The 17596-nt window shown below is 56.5% G+C and carries 17 protein-coding genes; 7 read left to right on the plus strand and 10 right to left on the minus strand.

All coding sequences use genetic code 11. From position 1 onward, the window contains the following. Positions 1-187 precede the first annotated feature (187 nt). Positions 188-898 (plus strand): tRNA (guanosine(46)-N7)-methyltransferase TrmB, encoded by a 711-nt coding sequence (gene trmB / locus FHW66_RS10725; RefSeq protein WP_183379905.1) that lies wholly within the window; start codon positions 188-190, stop codon positions 896-898. Between the two features lie 16 nt (positions 899-914). On the opposite strand, the gene FHW66_RS10730 is transcribed toward trmB, so the two are convergent. The 8 genes from FHW66_RS10730 to FHW66_RS10765 all read right to left on the minus strand — a co-directional run bounded on the left by FHW66_RS10730 (position 915) and on the right by FHW66_RS10765 (position 9856). Beyond that, entirely contained in the window at positions 915-2486 is a 1572-nt protein-coding gene (locus FHW66_RS10730; protein WP_183379784.1) for a methyl-accepting chemotaxis protein, read from the minus strand. Between the two features lie 137 nt (positions 2487-2623). Then, on the minus strand, positions 2624-4462 hold the full coding sequence (recQ, locus tag FHW66_RS10735; protein ID WP_183379785.1) for a DNA helicase RecQ: 1839 nt from the start codon (positions 4460-4462) through the stop codon (positions 2624-2626). Between the two features lie 3 nt (positions 4463-4465). Further along, complete coding sequence (locus FHW66_RS10740; protein WP_183379786.1) at positions 4466-5338, minus strand: undecaprenyl-diphosphate phosphatase; 873 nt, start codon at positions 5336-5338, stop codon at positions 4466-4468. A 158-nt stretch (positions 5339-5496) separates the two neighbouring features. Next, positions 5497-6327 carry an ABC transporter permease gene (locus FHW66_RS10745; protein WP_183379787.1) on the minus strand — a complete coding sequence of 277 codons (831 nt, stop codon included), beginning with the start codon at positions 6325-6327 and terminating at the stop codon, positions 5497-5499. After that, positions 6327-7118 carry an ABC transporter ATP-binding protein gene (locus FHW66_RS10750; RefSeq protein ID WP_183379788.1) on the minus strand — a complete coding sequence of 264 codons (792 nt, stop codon included), beginning with the start codon at positions 7116-7118 and terminating at the stop codon, positions 6327-6329. Before FHW66_RS10750 ends, FHW66_RS10745 begins: the two co-directional genes overlap by 1 nt. Before the next feature lie 3 nt (positions 7119-7121). Continuing rightward, the gene (locus FHW66_RS10755) at positions 7122-7631 is read right to left on the minus strand and encodes a 3-isopropylmalate dehydratase (RefSeq protein ID WP_183379789.1); all 510 of its coding nucleotides are present in this window, start codon (positions 7629-7631) and stop codon (positions 7122-7124) included. 10 nt (positions 7632-7641) lie between these two features. Beyond that, positions 7642-8931, minus strand: a complete 1290-nt coding sequence (locus tag FHW66_RS10760; RefSeq protein ID WP_183379790.1) for an aconitase/3-isopropylmalate dehydratase large subunit family protein — start codon at positions 8929-8931, stop codon at positions 7642-7644. A 4-nt stretch (positions 8932-8935) separates the two neighbouring features. After that, positions 8936-9856, minus strand: coding sequence for an oxaloacetate decarboxylase (locus FHW66_RS10765; protein ID WP_183379791.1), 921 nt, complete (start codon positions 9854-9856; stop codon positions 8936-8938). A 407-nt stretch (positions 9857-10263) separates the two neighbouring features. Between FHW66_RS10765 and FHW66_RS10770 the strand changes: the two genes are divergently transcribed. Genes FHW66_RS10770 through FHW66_RS10785 form a run of 4 tightly spaced genes read left to right on the plus strand, consistent with a single transcriptional unit; the run spans position 10264 to position 14631 of the window. Continuing rightward, entirely contained in the window at positions 10264-11430 is a 1167-nt protein-coding gene (locus FHW66_RS10770; RefSeq protein WP_183379792.1) for an acyl-CoA dehydrogenase family protein, read from the plus strand. Continuing rightward, positions 11431-12090 (plus strand): TetR/AcrR family transcriptional regulator, encoded by a 660-nt coding sequence (locus tag FHW66_RS10775; RefSeq protein ID WP_183379793.1) that lies wholly within the window; start codon positions 11431-11433, stop codon positions 12088-12090. Beyond that, positions 12090-13415, plus strand: a complete 1326-nt coding sequence (locus tag FHW66_RS10780; RefSeq protein WP_183379794.1) for a phenylacetate--CoA ligase family protein — start codon at positions 12090-12092, stop codon at positions 13413-13415. Before FHW66_RS10775 ends, FHW66_RS10780 begins: the two co-directional genes overlap by 1 nt. Positions 13416-13434: 19 nt before the next feature. Then, positions 13435-14631 carry an ABC transporter substrate-binding protein gene (locus tag FHW66_RS10785; RefSeq protein ID WP_255458923.1) on the plus strand — a complete coding sequence of 399 codons (1197 nt, stop codon included), beginning with the start codon at positions 13435-13437 and terminating at the stop codon, positions 14629-14631. Positions 14632-14681: 50 nt separating this feature from the next. Here FHW66_RS10785 and FHW66_RS10790 read toward each other — a convergent pair whose 3' ends face one another. Both FHW66_RS10790 and FHW66_RS10795 read right to left on the minus strand, forming a co-directional pair. Beyond that, positions 14682-14999 (minus strand): hypothetical protein, encoded by a 318-nt coding sequence (locus tag FHW66_RS10790; RefSeq protein WP_183379795.1) that lies wholly within the window; start codon positions 14997-14999, stop codon positions 14682-14684. A gap of 39 nt (positions 15000-15038) precedes the next feature. Next, complete coding sequence (locus FHW66_RS10795; protein ID WP_183379907.1) at positions 15039-15317, minus strand: YkgJ family cysteine cluster protein; 279 nt, start codon at positions 15315-15317, stop codon at positions 15039-15041. 213 nt (positions 15318-15530) lie between these two features. Here FHW66_RS10795 and FHW66_RS10800 point away from each other — a divergent pair, with 213 nt between their 5' ends. Further along, on the plus strand, positions 15531-16742 hold the full coding sequence (locus FHW66_RS10800) for an acyl-CoA dehydrogenase family protein (protein WP_183379796.1): 1212 nt from the start codon (positions 15531-15533) through the stop codon (positions 16740-16742). 17 nt (positions 16743-16759) lie between these two features. Continuing rightward, positions 16760-17593, plus strand: coding sequence for a MetQ/NlpA family ABC transporter substrate-binding protein (locus FHW66_RS10805; RefSeq protein WP_183379797.1), 834 nt, complete (start codon positions 16760-16762; stop codon positions 17591-17593). Positions 17594-17596: the final 3 nt, after the last annotated feature.

A 17596-nucleotide genomic window follows, 5' to 3' on the forward strand; every position in this document is an offset into this window, starting at 1 on the left:
AGTGATATTTATGAGAGATACCCGCGATGAGGCGCTGATCCTGTCCAGAACCCGCCACACGCAGACTTGCCAGTCTGCTGGTTACAGTCCAGAATATCGTCCGCGCCTCGGCAAGATCGGGGAAAAGCCAAGCACCTCTGCGGACCGCAAGACGTCCGTTTCAATTTATCGCTTCACGAGTTCCCCCATGTCAGAAAACAAGTCCGGCAAACCTCTTTTTTACGATCCGACCGAGCATCGTATCCGCAGCTTCGTCACCCGCGCTGGCCGGCTCTCAGGTGCGCAGGCACGTGCCATTGAGGAATTGGGCCCGCAGTTCATGTTGCCCTATGCCAAGCAACCACTGGATATGGAAGCCAGCTTTGGACGCAGCGCACCGACGATTTTTGAAATTGGCTTCGGTATGGGAGAAACCAGTGCAAAAATTGCAACAGGCATGCCTGAGAAGAATTTTATTGGTGTCGAGGTGCATACCCCGGGTGTCGGGAGCCTGCTCAAACTAATTGGTGAGCAGCAACTGAGCAATATGCGTGTGATTCAGCATGATGCAGTGGAAGTATTGACCAACATGATCGCCCCCGGGTCACTGGCCGGTGCACATGTGTTTTTCCCCGACCCCTGGCACAAGGCACGCCACAACAAGCGGCGCTTGATTCAGGGACCGCTGGTGAGTCTGCTGGCTTCGCGCATCGCCACTGGTGGCTATCTGCATTGCGCAACCGACTGGGAAGAATATGCGGTCCAGATGCTGGAGGTGCTGAGCGCCGAACCGACCCTGAAAAACAGCGCCGAAGCCTACGCGCCACGTCCCGATTACCGCCCTGTCACCAAGTTTGAAAACCGCGGCCTGCGTCTGGGCCACGGGGTCTGGGATCTGGTCTTCATCAAACAGGGCTAACCCTGATTCCGCGGCTTTATCCGACCTTGAATACACTGACCGTACTGGTCAGTCGGGCGGCCTGATCCTTGAGGCTTTCTGCGGCAGCCGCGGCCTGCTCAACCAGTGCCGCGTTTTGCTGGGTCACCGCATCCATCTGCACCACGGCACGATTGACTTCATCAATGCCGATGCTTTGCTCCTGATTGGCGCGATTGATCTGATCCATGATGCCGGCCACCTGCTCGACCGCGCGAACGATCTCCTGCATGGTGTCACCGGCGCCACTGACCAGACTGCTACCAGCATTGATCTTGCTGACCGAGTCGCCAATCAGTTCCTTGATTTCCTTGGCGGCGCTGGCACTGCGCTGGGCCAGTGAGCGCACCTCTGAGGCCACCACCGCGAAACCACGTCCCTGCTCTCCGGCACGGGCCGCTTCGACCGCCGCATTCAGTGCAAGAATATTGGTCTGGAAAGCAATTCCGTCAATCACGCTGATGATGTCGACAATCTTGTTGGAGCTTTGCTCGATGGCCCCCATGGTTTCCACTACGGCGACCACCATCTCACCACCGCGCGCTGCCACACCAGCCGCACTGGCCGCAAGATCATTGGCTTGTTGCGTATTGTCTGCATTCTTCCTGACGGTGGCAGTGAGCTGTTCCATCGCAGCGGCAGTCTCTTCCAGCGAACCGGCCTGCTCTTCGGTACGTGACGACAGATCCTGATTACCAATCGCAATTTCACTGGACGCCGTGGCAATGGTGTCGGTGCCAAGGCGCACATCAGTGACGATTTTGGCAAGACTGCCATTCATATCATTGAGCGCATGCAGCAATTGTGAGGTCTCATCTTTGCCCGTGATTGCCACCTGCGAACGCAAGTCCCCTGCTGCCACGGTCTGTGCCAGTGTTACCGCGGTCTGTAATGGCCGGATGATACTGGTCACCAGCCAGTAGGTAACAATCCCCCCTAGCAGCAACGCCAGCACAATCGATACCAGCAGTGTCATGCGCGCACTCTGGAAGTCCTGCGTGGCCTTGCTGGCTTCCTCTTCCTGGAAGTGCTCTGCCGCCTGATGGACGTCGTTGACGATGTCATCGATCATCTTGGTAGGGCCGCGATCCATACCTTTGACCGCCTGATCGACCCGCGCTACGCTGGACGGGTCGTCTGACTTGTAACCTTGCTGCAGCTCACGCAGATACTTGGTCTCCAGATCGGCCAGTTGTTGCTGAGTCTGCGTTACTTTGTCGGTCGTCAAGTTCAACTGCGGCAGCAGCGTTTTAAGTTGTCCTAGATTGGACTGAGTTGCTTTGCCCTGATCGATAAAAGCCTGACGATATTTAGCAAAGGCTTCAGGGTCTTTGCCCCGCAACAGGGTATCTTTCCATTCCTGTACCTGAATCTTGAACTGCACCTGCGCACTACGTGCAGCATCAATGGCATGCTGCACGGTCGCGGCCTGTTGCATGGAGATGCTGTTGCGCTCGAAACTAGAGGACAGCGACACCCATCCACGCACACCCACAAAAATGGTCGCCAATAACAGGATCGCGGCCAGAACACCAAGACGGGTGCCAATTCGCCAATTATTCAAATGCATACTACCTCCAGGCCGTTCTGATAGATGTTGCAGACGAATCATTTTCACCTGCATACATGACAACACTAAGCAAAGCACATACCAGCAAGAATGCGTGGAAATGTGTGAGATAGGATGCGCTCAAGAAACGCTTGTGTCTATTCAGACAATTCCTGAATGAGAGCAATGATGTCGGCACCGTAGGTATCAAGTTTCCGTGCGCCAACACCGGTGACGCCCCGCAGGTCGTCAAGCGACACTGGTTTGGCTTTGGCGATCTCGCGCATAGTGCTGTCATGAAAGATGACATAGGCAGGAACGTTGTGTTTGCGCGCGGTTTCCACCCGCCACCAACGCAGTTTGTCGAAGATAAGTTGTTCGGCCAAAGACAGGTCTGTCTCGACGTAACCCGTGCCAGTGCTGGGAGTGCGCTTGGCCTTGACGGGTTTTTGATATTGCCGCAGATTAATTTTCTGTTCACCGCGCAACACCGGACGAGCCGCCTCGGTCAGCTTGAGCGCGCTGTAATTTTCATGATCCACGGTCAACAGACCAAGTGCGATGACTTGCCTTAGCACGGCGCGCCACTCCGCCTCACCACGATCACTGCCGATTCCAAAAACAGACAGTTGCTCGTGATGCCACTGTTTGATCTTCTCACTGTCAATACCGCGCAACACATCCAGGACATGTCCAGGGGCAAAGCGCTGCTCGACACGGTAGACAGTAGACAGGAGTTTTTGCACCAGTACGGTGCCATCAAAGGAGACCGGCGGGTTCAGGCAGATGTCACAATTGCCGCAGGGCTGGCCGGGCTGGCCGAAATATTCCAGCAGACGCATGCGTCGGCAATGCAGGGTTTCGCACAGGCCGAGCATGGCATCGAGCTTGATACCTAGCACGCGCTTGAAACTGTCATCGGCATCCGACTCGGCGATCATGCGTCGCTGTTGCACCACGTCCTGCAGACCGTAGGCCATCCAGGCATTGGCAGGCAAACCATCGCGTCCGGCGCGTCCGGTTTCCTGATAATAGCCTTCAATACTTTTGGGTAAATCCAGATGCGCGACAAACCGCACATCAGGTTTGTCGATGCCCATGCCAAAGGCAATCGTGGCAACCATCACAATCTTGTCTTCCCGCAGGAAGCGAGCCTGATTAGCGGTACGTTTGGCGTAGTCCATGCCGGCGTGATAAGCCAGCGCATTGATGCCATGCTGCTGCAGGAACTCAGCAGTTTCCTCGACCTTTTTGCGCGACAGGCAATAGACGACACCCGCATCGTCGGCATGCGTGCTCTGAATGAAGTCAAGCAGCTGCTTGCGCCCATTCGCCTTTTCCACAATCTGGTAGCGGATGTTGGGACGGTCGAACGAGGAGACGAACTGACGTGCATCTTCGAGTTGCAGACGGTGGATGATTTCTTCACGGGTCTGCTGATCGGCGGTGGCTGTCAGTGCAATGCGGGGGACCTGCGGGAAGCGTTCATGCAGCACTGACAGCTTGATGTACTCTGGGCGGAAATCGTGGCCCCATTGCGCCACGCAGTGCGCTTCATCAATTGCAAACAGGGCGATTCGCGAGGCGTCGAGCAAATCCAGGCAACGCGGCGTCATCAGGCGCTCGGGAGCGACATACAAGAGATCCAGATCGCCACTGCGCACCCGTCGCTCGATCTGCATGGCTTCATCAAAGCTTTGCGTAGAGTTGAGAAAGGCAGCGCGCACCCCGACTTCGGCCAACGCATCGACCTGATCCTGCATCAAGGCAATCAGCGGCGACACCACTACCCCGATACCTTCGCGTACCAGCGCAGGCACCTGATAGCAGAGCGACTTGCCGCCGCCGGTCGGCATCAGCACCAGCGCATCGCCACCGGCCACCACGTGCTCCACGATCTCGGCCTGATGACCCCGGAACGAGGTATAGCCAAATACGCTTTGCAGTTCTTGCAGGGCGCGATCAAGATGCGCCGGTGAGGAAGCAGGCAAGGACATTATTTACTGCAGATAGCCATTGCTGACTGCCACCAGCAGGAAGATACCCAGCAATGCGCGATAGACAATGAACGGCCAGGTCGAGAAGCGTTCCAGCACTTTCATCAATCCCCAGATCGCCGCAAACGCCGACAGACTCGCCACCAGCAGACCGAACAAGAGCAGCGACCATGCCTGCACCGGAATGTGCGCGTGCCACAGCACCAGCAATTCCTTCAGACCCGCCAGTGCAATTGCTGGCAAGCCCAGCAAGAAGGAAAAACGCGCCGCTTCTTCACGCTTAAAGTTGAGAAACAAACCCGCAGTGAGTGTCGAGCCAGAACGCGATACGCCGGGAATCAGCGCACCAACCTGAGCAATGCCAACAATGAGGGCATCGCGCAAGCGCATCTCGCTCACCGTCCGGCGATGACGGCAGGTGAATTCAGAAATTGCCAGCAGCACTGCCAGCGCGAGACTGGAATAACCAATCACCGACAGCGTACGCAACGGCGAGCCACAACTGTTGAGCACATGGGAGAGCGACAGTCCCGCGATACCGATAGGGATCGTTGCCAGAATGATGGCGACCGCCAGACGAAACATCGGCGCATTGAAATCACGTTGCTTCCAGGCACTGATGCTGCCGGTGGTGACCGCACTAACATCACGCCAGAAATAACTGACCACGGCAGCCAATGCCGCCAGTTGCATCGCCGCTGAAAACGCCGAGCCGGGATCATGCCAGCCCAGTACGGCCGGCACGATACGCATGTGCGCGGTAGAGGAAATTGGCAACAGCTCGGTGATGCCCTGGACAATACCGAGTATGCCAATCTGAACATAATCGAGGGAGGCGAAGCCGATATCCAGACCGGCGCTACAGACATTAGCCAAAACCAACTCCTTATTGCTAAACGTAAAATATGAAAGGGCAAAATCAGGCAACTACGCTGCCATCGCTATTGCTGGCAACGATTACCGGCAACGGAAAGTCCGCCATTTTACTGGAAGCGCGTCCCGACAAGTTGATCAGCAACTGCGGCAGGCTTGCCTCAGAGCTCCGGCATGCGACTGCGGTCAGCCCAGAACAGCAACTTGCGCTGGAGCCAGCGCATCAAGAGATGCAGCGTGACACCAATCAGGGAGAGCACGAACAGCGTGGCAAACATGCCGGCGGTGTCCAGATTGACGTTCATTTGCATGATGGCATTGCCAAGTCCACGGCGCGAGCCAAGGAACTCGCCAACGATGGCACCAAGTATGCAGAAGATGATCGCAATATTGAGACCGGCAAAGATACTCGGTAACGCACTGGGCAGCCGTACCATGGTAAAAATCTGCCAGCGCGTGGCGCGCAGCGAGCGCATCAGCTCGAGGCGGGCAGTATCGGTGGCATGTAATCCGCTGATGACATTGACCAGAATCGGGAAGAATGCGATGGTCGCCGCAATGATGACCTTGGAAGTAATACCAAAGCCAAACCACATGATGAACAAAGGTGCCAGCGCTACCTTGGGCGTGGTCTGGATCGCAATCATATACGGATAAAGGGTCTTCTCCAGCAAGCGGAACTGGGCAATCAGTCCACCCAGCACAATCCCGAAGAAAGCCGCCAGCAGAAACCCGGATAGCGCCTCTGCCAAGGTATAAAGGGCATTATCGAGAAATGCCGTCTGAGACAGTGCGCGTGCAATCGCAGAGGGTGCTGGTACCAGATAGGCCGGGATCTGCCAGTAATAGATAATGCCTTCCCAGCAGGCGATCAACACCACGAACACGGCCGGAATCAGCAACAACTCCGGGCGTGCCGCCAGCGACCGGTGCAGGCGCGCTAGTAGACTGCTACGTTGCTCGGGGGCGGGGGATTTAAATGGTGCATCCATCAACGCCATCCTGGTAAGCTGAATTTGCTACGAATACGTTTGGTGTACACCCCAAACGCATCGCTGCTGATCAGGTCGAGACTACGCTCGGCGGGCAAATCTACCGCAACCAGATCAGCAATGCGGCCCGGCCGATCCGACATGACCAGCACGCTGGTGCCAAGAAATACCGCCTCGGTAATGGCGTGCGTGACGAAGACAATGGTCTTGCCAGACTGCTGCCACAGACGCAATAACTCCAGGCTCATCAATTCGCGCGTCATCGCATCGAGCGCGCCGAAGGGTTCATCCATGACCAGCACTTCAGGGTCTTGCATCAATGCACGCGCAATCGCCACCCGCTGTTGCATGCCGCCAGAGAGTTCATGCGGATAACGGCGGCTGAAATCAGCCAATCCCACCAGTGCCAGCAGCTCCTGCGCCCGTTCGCGCGCACTGCGTTGCTCCAGTCCCAGCACGCGGGCTGGTAGCAAGACGTTGTCGAGCGCGGTTTTCCAGGGTAATAGCACTGGCATCTGAAAAACCATGCCGATAGCCGCTTGCGGTCCGTCGACAATCTGCCCATTGAGTCGGATCTGGCCAGCACTGGGGACGATCAGACCGGCCATCAGTTTGAGCAGGGTTGACTTGCCGCAGCCGGATGGTCCAACGATGGTCGTGAAACTGCCGCGCGCGATGGTCAGCGACAACGGTCCCAGCGCGGCAACCACTTGACCATCCTGCGTCGCATAGTTTTTTTCGATACCGTCAATGGCAATGATCGGGGAGGATTCTGGCAAAGCTGCTGTCATGGATTATTTATTGATCAGTCTCGATTCGATGAAGCCCATCCCGCCACCTGCCTGCACAATCTCCTGCAGAAACGGCGACAGTGGCTCAGCCTGCATGCTGGCGCCGGTGCTCAGATTAATAACACGGCCTTGTCTGAAGTCGATTTCCAGTTGCTGACCATCTTCAATGGCGGCAATCACTTCATCACTTGCCTGCAGCAACGGCACGCCCATGAAAATCGCCAGCCGGAACGGCCCACGCGACAGGGAGCGGCACAACAGTCCGACACCCAATGCCTGCATCGCCAGAAAAGGATGACTGTGATTGCTGCCATGGGCAAAATGCGCGCCTGCCACGATCACATCACCGGGCTTGGCCTGCTGGGCCAGCTCGGGTCTGAGCTCATGTAGCAGATGTTTGCTGAGCAGGCGCGGATCAAACTCGAACACATGACGTGCCGAGATCAACTGGTCACTGGAAATATCTTGCTCGAACTTCCACGCCCGTCCGCGCAAGGTCGTCTGTACGGTCATGCAGCACTCCTCATGTTGCGCTCCCTGCAACGGCCACGCTATCGACGAACTGACGTGGATCAGTGATGTGACCAGTAATGGCCGATGCCGCAACGGTCATGGCGCTGGCCAGATAGATCTCGGCAGCGTTACTACCCATGCGTCCTGGATCATTGCGGGTGCTGGTACTGATACGACGCTCACCGGCGGTGAGTTGTGCCATGCCACCAAAACATGGACCGCAGGTTGAGGGTGAAATCTGCGCTCCCGCAGCACTAAGCTCGGTCAGCAAGCCCTCCTCTAGCGCCTGCTGAAATACCCGTTGGGTAGCGGGTATCACCAGCAGCCGCACGGCGGGATGAACCTTGTGCCCACGCAGGATGGCGGCAGCAGCACGGAGGTCTTCGATGGAACCCGAGGCGCAGGAACCAATGTAAGCATGATCAATGCGGATCGCTGACAGCGCTTGTGCTTCTCGGACATGACTGGGCGAAGGAGGAATTGAGACCCGTGGGCTCAGGCTGTCGAGATCGATATCGATGGTGTGAGCATAACTGGCATCGGCATCGCTGTGAAAGAATGCGGCATCGGCCACACCCAGTGCATGCAAGGCTTCCACGCAACGCTGATCCACTTGCGCAATACCGGACTTGGCACCGGCATCCACACAAAGCCCGCAGATTGTCATGCGCTCTGGTATCGACAGGCTGGCCAATCCTTCGCCTTGATATTCAATCACACGGTAACTGGTGAGGTCGTCGTCAAGCTGCTGCATGGTGGCCAGCACGATATCGCGGGCAGCCACGCCGGGTGGGCAGCAACCATGCAGACGTACCCGAATGGTCTCTGGCACCTGCAGCCAGATTTGCCCGGTCGCCAACACCATCGTGACTTCAAAGCCGAACGGAATCGATAGTGCACCGACCGCACCCAGTGCTGGCGCGTGGCTGTCGGCACCGGCGGCAAACATGCCTGGTCGCACCAGTCCACGCTCGACCAGCAAAGGGTGCGTAATACCGACACCATCAAAGAAATGACCCACCGATAACTCCTGTGCCAGCTTGCGCGTGAGTTGATTGCGTTCGGCACCCGCAGCACTGTGAACCGGCACTTCATGATCGATGATGACGGCGACCTTGTCCGGCTGTGCCAGCCGGGTTACGCCAATATCGCGCAAGCGCTTGATGTAAGCAGAAAAGGAAACTTCCGGTGCACTCACCAGGTCTGGGGAAGCCCAGATAATCTGTCCCGGTGGCAGCGGGTGCGCAGCATCGTGGCCGCTTACCCGTGCGAGAATTTTCTGGGTCATGGTGGCGCCCATGGGATCAGCTCCTGCCGTTGAGTGTGGCCATCGTGTTGTCGACAACATCCTCGAGATCGCTCGACGAGTTGAGCCAGGACTCAAAGGCAGCGGCACGTTCGACGCCGACGAGTCGGCCAAGCTCGGCAAAGGGCAGCATGCCATCAATGAGCTGTACACTGTCTCCGTGCTGATGCAAGGCCTGCAACATAGCTTGCTGGACCTTGACGGTGGTTTGAATCAGGCTCAAAGGATACAGCGCGGCGGCAAACCCGGCCTGCTCCAGCTGTGCCTTGGTATAGGTGGGACGTACTGTTTCGGCAGCGACATAGAGCACCGGAATCTCGACACTGGCAGCAACTGCGGCCAATTCTTCCGGGGTACTCAATGACGGCACCATGATTGCATCGGCACCGGCGTGCTGCATCGCCTTGCAACGCAGAAGAACTTCTTCCAGACCGGCGACGGTCATCGCATCGGTCCGACCGATAATCACAAAATCACGGTGAACCCGACCACTGCGTGCCGCCTTCAGACGTAGCTGCATTTCCTCAATCGATGCCAGTTGCTTGCCTGCCATCGCACCACATTTTTTTGGCATCAGCTGGTCTTCCAGATGCAAGCCAGCCAGACCCGCCTTGTCGCAGGCACGCACGGTTTCTGCGATGTTGGCAGCACCACCGTAGCCGGTATCTGCATCCATGATCACCGGGATCCTGACTGACTCCGCAATGCGTTGGGCCTGCTGCACCATATCCTGCATGGTCAATAGGCCGATGTCCGGTTTGCCGTAGCTAGCCGAGAGCGAAAAGCCGGTCATGTAGGCCGCATCAAATCCGGCACGTTCAATGAGCATTGCTCCCAGCGGGTCGTAACACCCCGGCACCGGCACCGCACCACCACGTGCCAGTAACTGGCGAAACAAGCTTCCGGGATGTTGCTGCATGCTGTGCTCTCCTGCGATTGTGTACGTTTGCAATTGTGCGATTTTGCGGATCCATGATGGCTGTGTCGTCTTGCCTGGTACCAAAACACAACACGGCGCGCAGATTAGCAGGTCTGCATCCAACGCGCAGGACTCAGGCTGACCGATCACACAGCCCACATTTTAAGACAGCGGTGTGACCCGCTGCGCGAGATAACGGTAGATACGACAGTTAAATAAAAACATACCGGGCATAATGTTTCTTTTCACGCTAACTTCAGCCAAACAAACTGCATTTTCAGCAATTGACTGCGGCAATGCTACTTAGTATATTTGTTCTGGCAAGCAATTCAGAAGATCAATAAAAAGCATCAACTAGCCCGCTCCACAACCACTCAGGCCATGACCTTGGCCGACTTGGAGAAATAATGGCGATTATCTGGGAGCCTACGCTCGATCCCCAAGCGAGCGCCTGGCGCAGCATTGCAAGGCAAGTCGCGCAGGATCATGTCGCGCCCAAAGCTGCCGAGATCGATCGCAATCAACGTTACCCTCGCGAGACCGTCGAGCTTCTCTACGACTGCGGAATTGCGACCATGTTCCTGCCACAGGAATACGGCGGCAGTGGTGCCTCGCTGATGGCTTTTTGCGCGGTGGTGGAAGAGCTCGCGCAAGCCTGCGCTTCCACCAGCGGTATCGTGGCAACGCTGCAGCTTGGTGCCTGGCCACTGTTGCGTGCGGGGAGTGAGACACAGAAAGAGACGTATATTGGCGCGATGGCACGCGAGCGCAAAACAATTTCATTTGCGCTCAGTGAGCAGGAAGCCGGCTCGGACCCTTCCAGCATGCAGACGCTGGCGCTTCCGGAAAACGGTGGCTGGCGCTTGCGTGGTACCAAGCGCTGGATCGGTGGCAGCGGTGAATGCGCCTATTACCTGGTGTTTGCACAAACCGCGCTGGGACAGGGGCGGCGCGGCATTGCGGCCTACATCGTGGATGCTGATGCAGAGGGTGTCAGCAATGCGGCACCCGAAGACAAGATGGGCATGCGTGGCACCGTCAACAGCAGTGTGCACTTCGATACCTGGGTCGCAGCTGAGGCGATGATCGCTGGTCCAGGTCGCGCACTCAAGCTTGCACTCGAAGCACTCAACGTCGGGCGCGTGGTGGTAGCAGCGCAGGCCAACGGAATTGCATTAGCCGCATTCAGCGCTGCAGCCCAGCGTGCAACGGCTCGCACGGCGTTTGGACAAGTGCTCATTGACCATCAAGGTATCGGTTTTCAACTCGCAGATGTCGCAACACGGCTATCAGCAGGTAGAATGCTTGCATACGAAACCGCCCGCAACTTCGATACTGGCAAGGATGTCGCACTGATCGGTGCCCAGGCAAAATTGTTCTGTAGCGAGGCTGCACACGATGCGGTCGATATTGGGGTTCAAGTATTTGGAGCGGAAGGTTTCGTCAAGCCTTCGCTCGTCGAGCGCCTGTACCGGGATCAGCGCGCCACCGAAATTTACGAAGGTACTTCGGAGATCCAGAGACTGGTGCTCGCACGCGCGATACACGCCGAGTTTAATGAGGAGGGAGCATAAATGAAGGTCGAAACAGTAAGTCCACCATCGAAAACCGATGTGGTAACCGCGGCAGAATCAGACCCACGAAGTGAGATTCTCGATGCAGCTGCACTGGCATTCATGACCAAAGGGTATGCCGCTACTAGCATTGATGATGTCGCTGACATTCTCAGTGCCACTAAAGGCAAGATCTACCATCACTATCGCAAGAAGGCTGATCTGTTCTTCGATGTCCACAAACGTGGCATGGAAATGGATCTGGGAGCAGTACAGTCCGCGGCTATTGAGCCGCATACGAATGCGGTTGAGAAATTACGCGCGATGGTCATGGCACATATCACCGTCATCATGGATCATCTACCGTATCAGCGGGTTGCAGTACAAGGCCTGGAAATGCATCTGGCCGGTGAAACCACTGCCTCACAACGTACCGTGCTGGCAGAAATCCTAGTATTGCGCGATCAGTATGAAACGCTGTTTCGCGAAGCAATTCAACAAGTGCTTGATGAAGGTCACGCCCCACAACAACAATTACATATCGTCGTGAAAGCCTTTTTTGGCGCCCTGAACTGGACCACCATCTGGTACCGTCCACGCCCCGACCAAACCGAAGAAGAAAAACTGGGTCTGGCGGCGTCGATTGCGACCTTTGCCATTCGTGGTCTCGGGGCACAGTAATGCCCGTTGCTGTGCCTGCACATCTTGATCCCGCCGAAAGTTGGGATCGTGCCACACTGGAAGCATTCCAGCTGACGCAATTGCGCAAGCAAATGTCCAGGCTCAGCCAGGACAGTGACTATTACGCACCACTGCTGCGGCGGCTCGGCTGGGACGTCAGCGAGCTGCGCTCGCTGGCTGATCTTGCCAGGCTGCCATTCACTTACAAAAATAATTATGTCGCTTCACTCGCAGCGCAACCACCGTTAGGCGGTTTCATGGCGGTCCCGCGCAGCGAGGTGCAGCGCATCCATTTTTCTTCCGGCACCACGACGATACCAACCCCACAGTTCTGGACTGGTACCGATCTTGAGCGCTGGGCGCAACTGTACGCGCGCCATGCGCACTCACAGGGCATTGGCGCTGACGATATCGTGCAATGCCTGTTCAGCTATACCTGGTTCGTCGGTGGTCTTGGCGCGACTGCCGGGTATCAGCGTACCGGTGCCATGGTAATCCCGGCCGGCAGCCAGGATACCGAGCGGCAGATCCATACCTTGTTCACCTATGGCACCACCGTGCTATGTGGTACGCCATCGTTCATTACCCATCTGGCCGAGGAAGTCCGCAAACGCGGACTCGATCCGGCCGCGTCGAGTGTACGCACCATCATGGTTGGTGGTGAACCCGGTGCCAGCATACCGGCAACACGGGCGCGTATTGAAGCGCTGTGGGGAGCGCGCTGCTATGATGCCTATGGCTGTCTCGAATTCCAGCCCATTGCCGGTGAATGCAGTGCTCAGGATGGTCTGCATCTGGCCGAAGATTTTGCCTATGCCGAAGTGGTCAATGCCGATACCGGAATCGCCGTTAAGGATGGGACCCCCGGCGTCCTGGTGCTGACCCATCTGGACAAGCAGGCGGGGCCACTGGTTCGCTGGTGGACTGGCGACATTGTTGTGCGTGACCAGACTCCATGTCATTGCGGCCGAACCCATGCGCGACTCAAGGGTGGCGTGCGCGGTCGCGCCGATGACATGCTGGTCATCCGCGGCGTCAATGTCTTTCCCTCTGCGGTCGAAGAACTGGTGCGCCGGACTCCCGGGCTAGGCGATGAGTACCAGTTGGTGCTTGACCGCTCGGTGCGCGATGCTGCTGGCTTCATGAAGAGCCTGCATCTGCGGGTCGAGCAGATCGACACCGCTGCGGATGCACAACAATTGGCAACGCAACTGGCGCAGGAGATCAAAAAGGTACTCTCCGTCACGGCCAAGATCGATGTCCTGCCATTGGGCACACTGACCCGGTTCACGCACAAGGCCAAACGGGTTGTTACAGAAGAGTGAGGTCAACGCAGCACAATTCATGGGGCATACGACATACGAGCAGGTATCCACTGACTTCGGTAGCATGCAAAGCTTGTTGCTGTCACGCTATCTACAAGGATTTACCATGAATATGCTGGCCTTCCTCCGAACGTCCCGTTCGTTTGCGCTAACAATGCTGAGTTGCTTGCTGATAGTAGCGCTAAGCAGCTACCAGGCCCAGGCACAGAGCAAACCTTCCACGGCAAAAGAAAAAGTTACCATCGCCATCGGCACTGAGGTACTCGATGCCTCGCAGGTCAACAATACCTCGCTGCCCACCTATACCAAATGCTGGGAGAAGGAAGGTCTCGACGTCACACTGCAGCCGACCAATTCCACCACGGCCATGCAGGCAGTGTTGAGTGGCCAGGCAGACTTCGTCAACATGGGTCCGGCTGCTGCCATCATTGCGCGTTCCAAGGGTGCGCCGATCAAGGCGGTCTATCTCAACATGCGACACAACTTCCAGTTCCCGGTCGTGCTGGACTCCTCGCCGATCAAAACGCTGGCCGACTTCAAGGGCAAGACCATCGGCGTGGCGTCCTACGGCGCGCAAATGGTGCAGATCTTCCGGGGCATGTTGAGCGAGGCCGGACTGAATCCGGACAAGGATGTCACCTTTGTCGAAACGGGTACCGGTGCGCAGGCAATTTCTGCGCTGGTGCATGGCAAGGTCGATATCTGGGGTACCTGGGATTCACAGATTGCTACGGCCGAAAATCAAGGAATCAAACTACGTCGCTTTAGCTCGCCATTTGCTGAAAAGCTGAACTTCGGCGGCTCCTACTTCGTACGTGATGACATGATCAGTAAGCGCCCTCGTGTGATCGAAAAAACACTGCGTTGTGTCGCGATGGGTTCGCTGACCGCACTGACCAACCCGCAGGGAGCGCTCAAGGTGCACTGGCAGGTTTTCCCGCTGACAAAGCCATCGAGCCTCGATGACGCTACGGCGATCCGACAAGGACTTCACATCATCAATACCCGCAATGATTTTCTGAAACTGGAACCGGGTGTGCAATGGGGAGAAATTCCTGCCAGCGCTGTCGCCAACATGGTGGCCTTCATGAAGGCTGGGAATGTGATACAGACCAGCCCTAAGCTGGAAGATTTGTACACCAATCAATTCATTGCTGCGATCAATGATTTTGATCACCCCAAGGTCATTGCCGCGGCAAAAGCCCTACCACAATAAAATAAACAGTTAAACGCAAGAGAAACGCAACCAGGCCGAAAGGGGAATGGTCAGGCTTTTTCGGTCTTGACTGCCGCAGCAGGCGCCGTAGAACGCGCCGATGCTACCGCCTTACCGACCTTTTTAGCCACCACCACATGCGGCGTTTGTGCCGCCACACCGGTCGCTGCCCGGGCTGCATGTTGCTTGACCTTGGCACCTAATACCGTAGAGAACTTTGCAGGAGCCGCTGCCGATGTTGCACCGGTAGCAGCAGTCGTCGTGGTGGCGGCAGCGTCTCCTGCGACCGTGGTGGCCTTCGTCACAGAAGCTGCCGTGGCAGTTCGCATAGTCGCTGGCGTCGAGCCGCTGATAGGTGGCGTAGTCATGCGACTATTTTACTCCTCGTCAATTTTCGAACAAGAGTCTTAAATCAGACCGTCAGTTTTCAACGACGGGCTGGTCAGATGCTCAAGCCGACCAAGCCAGGCAATGGCATGGTGCCGATCTGCCCCGCACATATCAGAAGATGCCTGTAGGCCACCGCAAAATGACGGCCGCTCCGGCTTGCCGAAAATAGCGCAGCGCATATCTGCCATCAATTGTACGCAGGCAACTCCAGCCGGCTTGCCATCAGGCATCCCCGGAATCGGGCTGGTGATCGAAGGTGCGATACAGCAGGCACCGCAAAGTGGGCGACAGTTCATGACAATCTTGCAAGGGAAGGACGGCAGCCCCAATAACAGACAGGCGCGCATTGTAACGCCGATTGCCATACTGCCTGCAAGCCTGCTGCTGCCTTGGCAAAGCGTGGCGCAGCATATTCTTATCTGATTATCTTCGTTACCAAGCGCAGGAGGCTGCCAGATAATTTCTGATTAGTCAGTCCCCCTTCGTCCATCTCGCAAAAAAAGGTAATCATGTCTCACGCTTCTACTGCCGCGAACTCCGACCCACTGCTTAGCCGCTTTCAAGATATCTTTGATCGTATCGCCGCAGGTAGCATCGCACGCGAAAACGACAGAACCTTGCCCTTTGAGGCCGTGCAATGGCTCAAGGATAGTGGCTTTACTTCGCTGCGTGTACCGCAGCAACAAGGTGGCAGCGGCGTCAGCCTGTCGCAGTTTTTCAGCCTGCTAATCCGTCTGGCAGAGGCAGACTCCAATCTGCCGCAGATTCTGCGTGTCAACGCCGGTTTTACCGAACTGCTGCTAGAGCGCAAGGACGATGCCGATACCCGCCATTGGCTCAGCGTCATCGGCAGCGGTCAAAGTGTTGGTGCAGCAACCTCGGAGCGCACCAACAGCACTACTAATTCGGTCGTACTGAGCAGCGATAGCCAGCCGGATCATTGGCGTCTCAATGGCGAAAAATATTACTCCACCGGCACACTCTATGCCGACTGGATTCTGGTACGAGCACATGACCAGGAATCGGATCTCAATGTACTGGTCAGGAGCGATGCACCGGGCGTACAGCGTATCGATGACTGGGATGGCTTCGGTCAACGCCTGACAGGCAGTGGCACTACCCGCTTTGAAGACGTACTGGTGCCTCGGGCACAGATTCTGGATCGCTATCATGCCTCGCAACCGCGTCGCAACAGCATCATCACGACCTTCTATCAGACGGTGCATCTGGCCACGCTGGCTGGCATCGCACGCGCCGTGCAACGTGATGCTGTCGCCTTTACGCAGGCGCGCACCCGCACTTTCGGCGTTCCCGGCCAGTCCAGCCCGCGGGACAATCCCCTGGTACATCGGGTGGTTGGCCGACTCGCCAGTCTGGCATGGTCGTCCGAGCAACTCGTCAACGCGCTGGCTGGCGCCATCGACAAGGTACATCTGGCACGTCTAGCCGGTCACGCCAGCACGGCAGATTACGTCGCGCTGGATATTCAAACCTTCCAGGCACAGCAAATCGTCATCGGCCAGGTACTGGAAGCAACGACCTTGTTGTTCGAGGTCGGTGGTGCTTCAGCTACCAGCGACAAGCGCCGTCTGGATCGCCACTGGCGCAATGCACGTACGCTGGCCTCGCATAACCCCGCAACCCAGCGCGAAGCTGCCATCGGCGATTTCCATCTCAACGACAATGCGCCCAACGAGCGCTTTGCGCTGGCCTACGCCTGACCGAGAGAAAATCCAATATGCGCACTTCCTATTTCAAACATTTGGCATCGCTGAGTCTGCTGGCACTGTCCAGCCTTAACCTTAGTACCGTGCAGGCAGCCAGCAATCTATCTACCAACGAATTACGGGTGGGCTTTGTGCCCGGGCCTTATATTGATGAGTTCAAAATTGGTGTGCAGCCAGTACTGGAAAAGAAAGGCTACAAGATCAAATATTACGAGTTCAGTACCGGACTGGAGGCCAACACTGCCGTTTTCAAGGACGATATCGATGCCAACGTGATGCAACACGCGGTCTTTCTGAAGTCCTACAACGATCGTAATCAGACTGATCTGGTCGGCATTGTTCAGGTACCAACACCACCGATGGGGCTGTACTCAAAAAAGCACCACAGTCTGGAAGGCCTGAAAAAGGGCTTCACCGTGGCGGTGCCGAATGACCCGGTCAATCTGCAACGTGCGCTGCACATCCTGCAACATCTTGGCTGGATCAAAATCAGGGAAAATGCCAATCCGGTGGATGTCAGTGAACTCGACGTCGTCGAAAACAAGGTCGGTCTGAAGCTGGTTTTGCTGGAAAACGCACAGGGACCGCGTGCTCTTGATGATGCTGACTTCGCTGCGATTCAGGGAAATTTTGCCATCTTCGCCAAACTCAAATTAAGCGAAGCATTCATTCTGGAAGACATGACAGCGCCCTACATCAATGTCTTGGTCGTGCGCAAAGGCAAGCAGACTGCCCAATTTTCGCGTGATCTGGTGGAGGCCTATCAATCCGATACGTTCCAGAAAGCGATTCGGGCAGACCATTTCTATGACGGCTTTCGCTTGCCCGACTATTTCAAGAAATAATCT

The sequence above is a fragment of the Herbaspirillum sp. Sphag64 genome, assembly GCF_014192645.1.
Classification (GTDB): Bacteria; Pseudomonadota; Gammaproteobacteria; order Burkholderiales; family Burkholderiaceae_D; genus Herbaspirillum.

Bases quoted from the DNA above. Each gene is read 5' to 3' on its own strand.
- FHW66_RS10730 (WP_183379784.1), bottom strand. From the start codon at position 2,486: ATGCATTTGAATAATTGGCGAATTGGCACCCGTCTTGGTGTTCTGGCC.
- FHW66_RS10745 (WP_183379787.1), bottom strand. From the start codon at position 6,327: ATGGATGCACCATTTAAATCCCCCGCCCCCGAGCAACGTAGCAGTCTA.
- FHW66_RS10775 (WP_183379793.1), top strand. From the start codon at position 11,431: ATGAAGGTCGAAACAGTAAGTCCACCATCGAAAACCGATGTGGTAACC.
- FHW66_RS10750 (WP_183379788.1), bottom strand. From the start codon at position 7,118: ATGACAGCAGCTTTGCCAGAATCCTCCCCGATCATTGCCATTGACGGT.
- FHW66_RS10795 (WP_183379907.1), bottom strand. From the start codon at position 15,317: ATGAACTGTCGCCCACTTTGCGGTGCCTGCTGTATCGCACCTTCGATC.
- recQ (WP_183379785.1), bottom strand. From the start codon at position 4,462: ATGTCCTTGCCTGCTTCCTCACCGGCGCATCTTGATCGCGCCCTGCAA.
- FHW66_RS10765 (WP_183379791.1), bottom strand. From the start codon at position 9,856: ATGCAGCAACATCCCGGAAGCTTGTTTCGCCAGTTACTGGCACGTGGT.
- FHW66_RS10790 (WP_183379795.1), bottom strand. From the start codon at position 14,999: ATGACTACGCCACCTATCAGCGGCTCGACGCCAGCGACTATGCGAACT.
- FHW66_RS10760 (WP_183379790.1), bottom strand. From the start codon at position 8,931: ATGGGCGCCACCATGACCCAGAAAATTCTCGCACGGGTAAGCGGCCAC.
- FHW66_RS10780 (WP_183379794.1), top strand. From the start codon at position 12,090: ATGCCCGTTGCTGTGCCTGCACATCTTGATCCCGCCGAAAGTTGGGAT.
- FHW66_RS10800 (WP_183379796.1), top strand. From the start codon at position 15,531: ATGTCTCACGCTTCTACTGCCGCGAACTCCGACCCACTGCTTAGCCGC.
- FHW66_RS10785 (WP_255458923.1), top strand. From the start codon at position 13,435: ATGGGGCATACGACATACGAGCAGGTATCCACTGACTTCGGTAGCATG.
- FHW66_RS10755 (WP_183379789.1), bottom strand. From the start codon at position 7,631: ATGACCGTACAGACGACCTTGCGCGGACGGGCGTGGAAGTTCGAGCAA.
- FHW66_RS10770 (WP_183379792.1), top strand. From the start codon at position 10,264: ATGGCGATTATCTGGGAGCCTACGCTCGATCCCCAAGCGAGCGCCTGG.
- trmB (WP_183379905.1), top strand. From the start codon at position 188: ATGTCAGAAAACAAGTCCGGCAAACCTCTTTTTTACGATCCGACCGAG.
- FHW66_RS10805 (WP_183379797.1), top strand. From the start codon at position 16,760: ATGCGCACTTCCTATTTCAAACATTTGGCATCGCTGAGTCTGCTGGCA.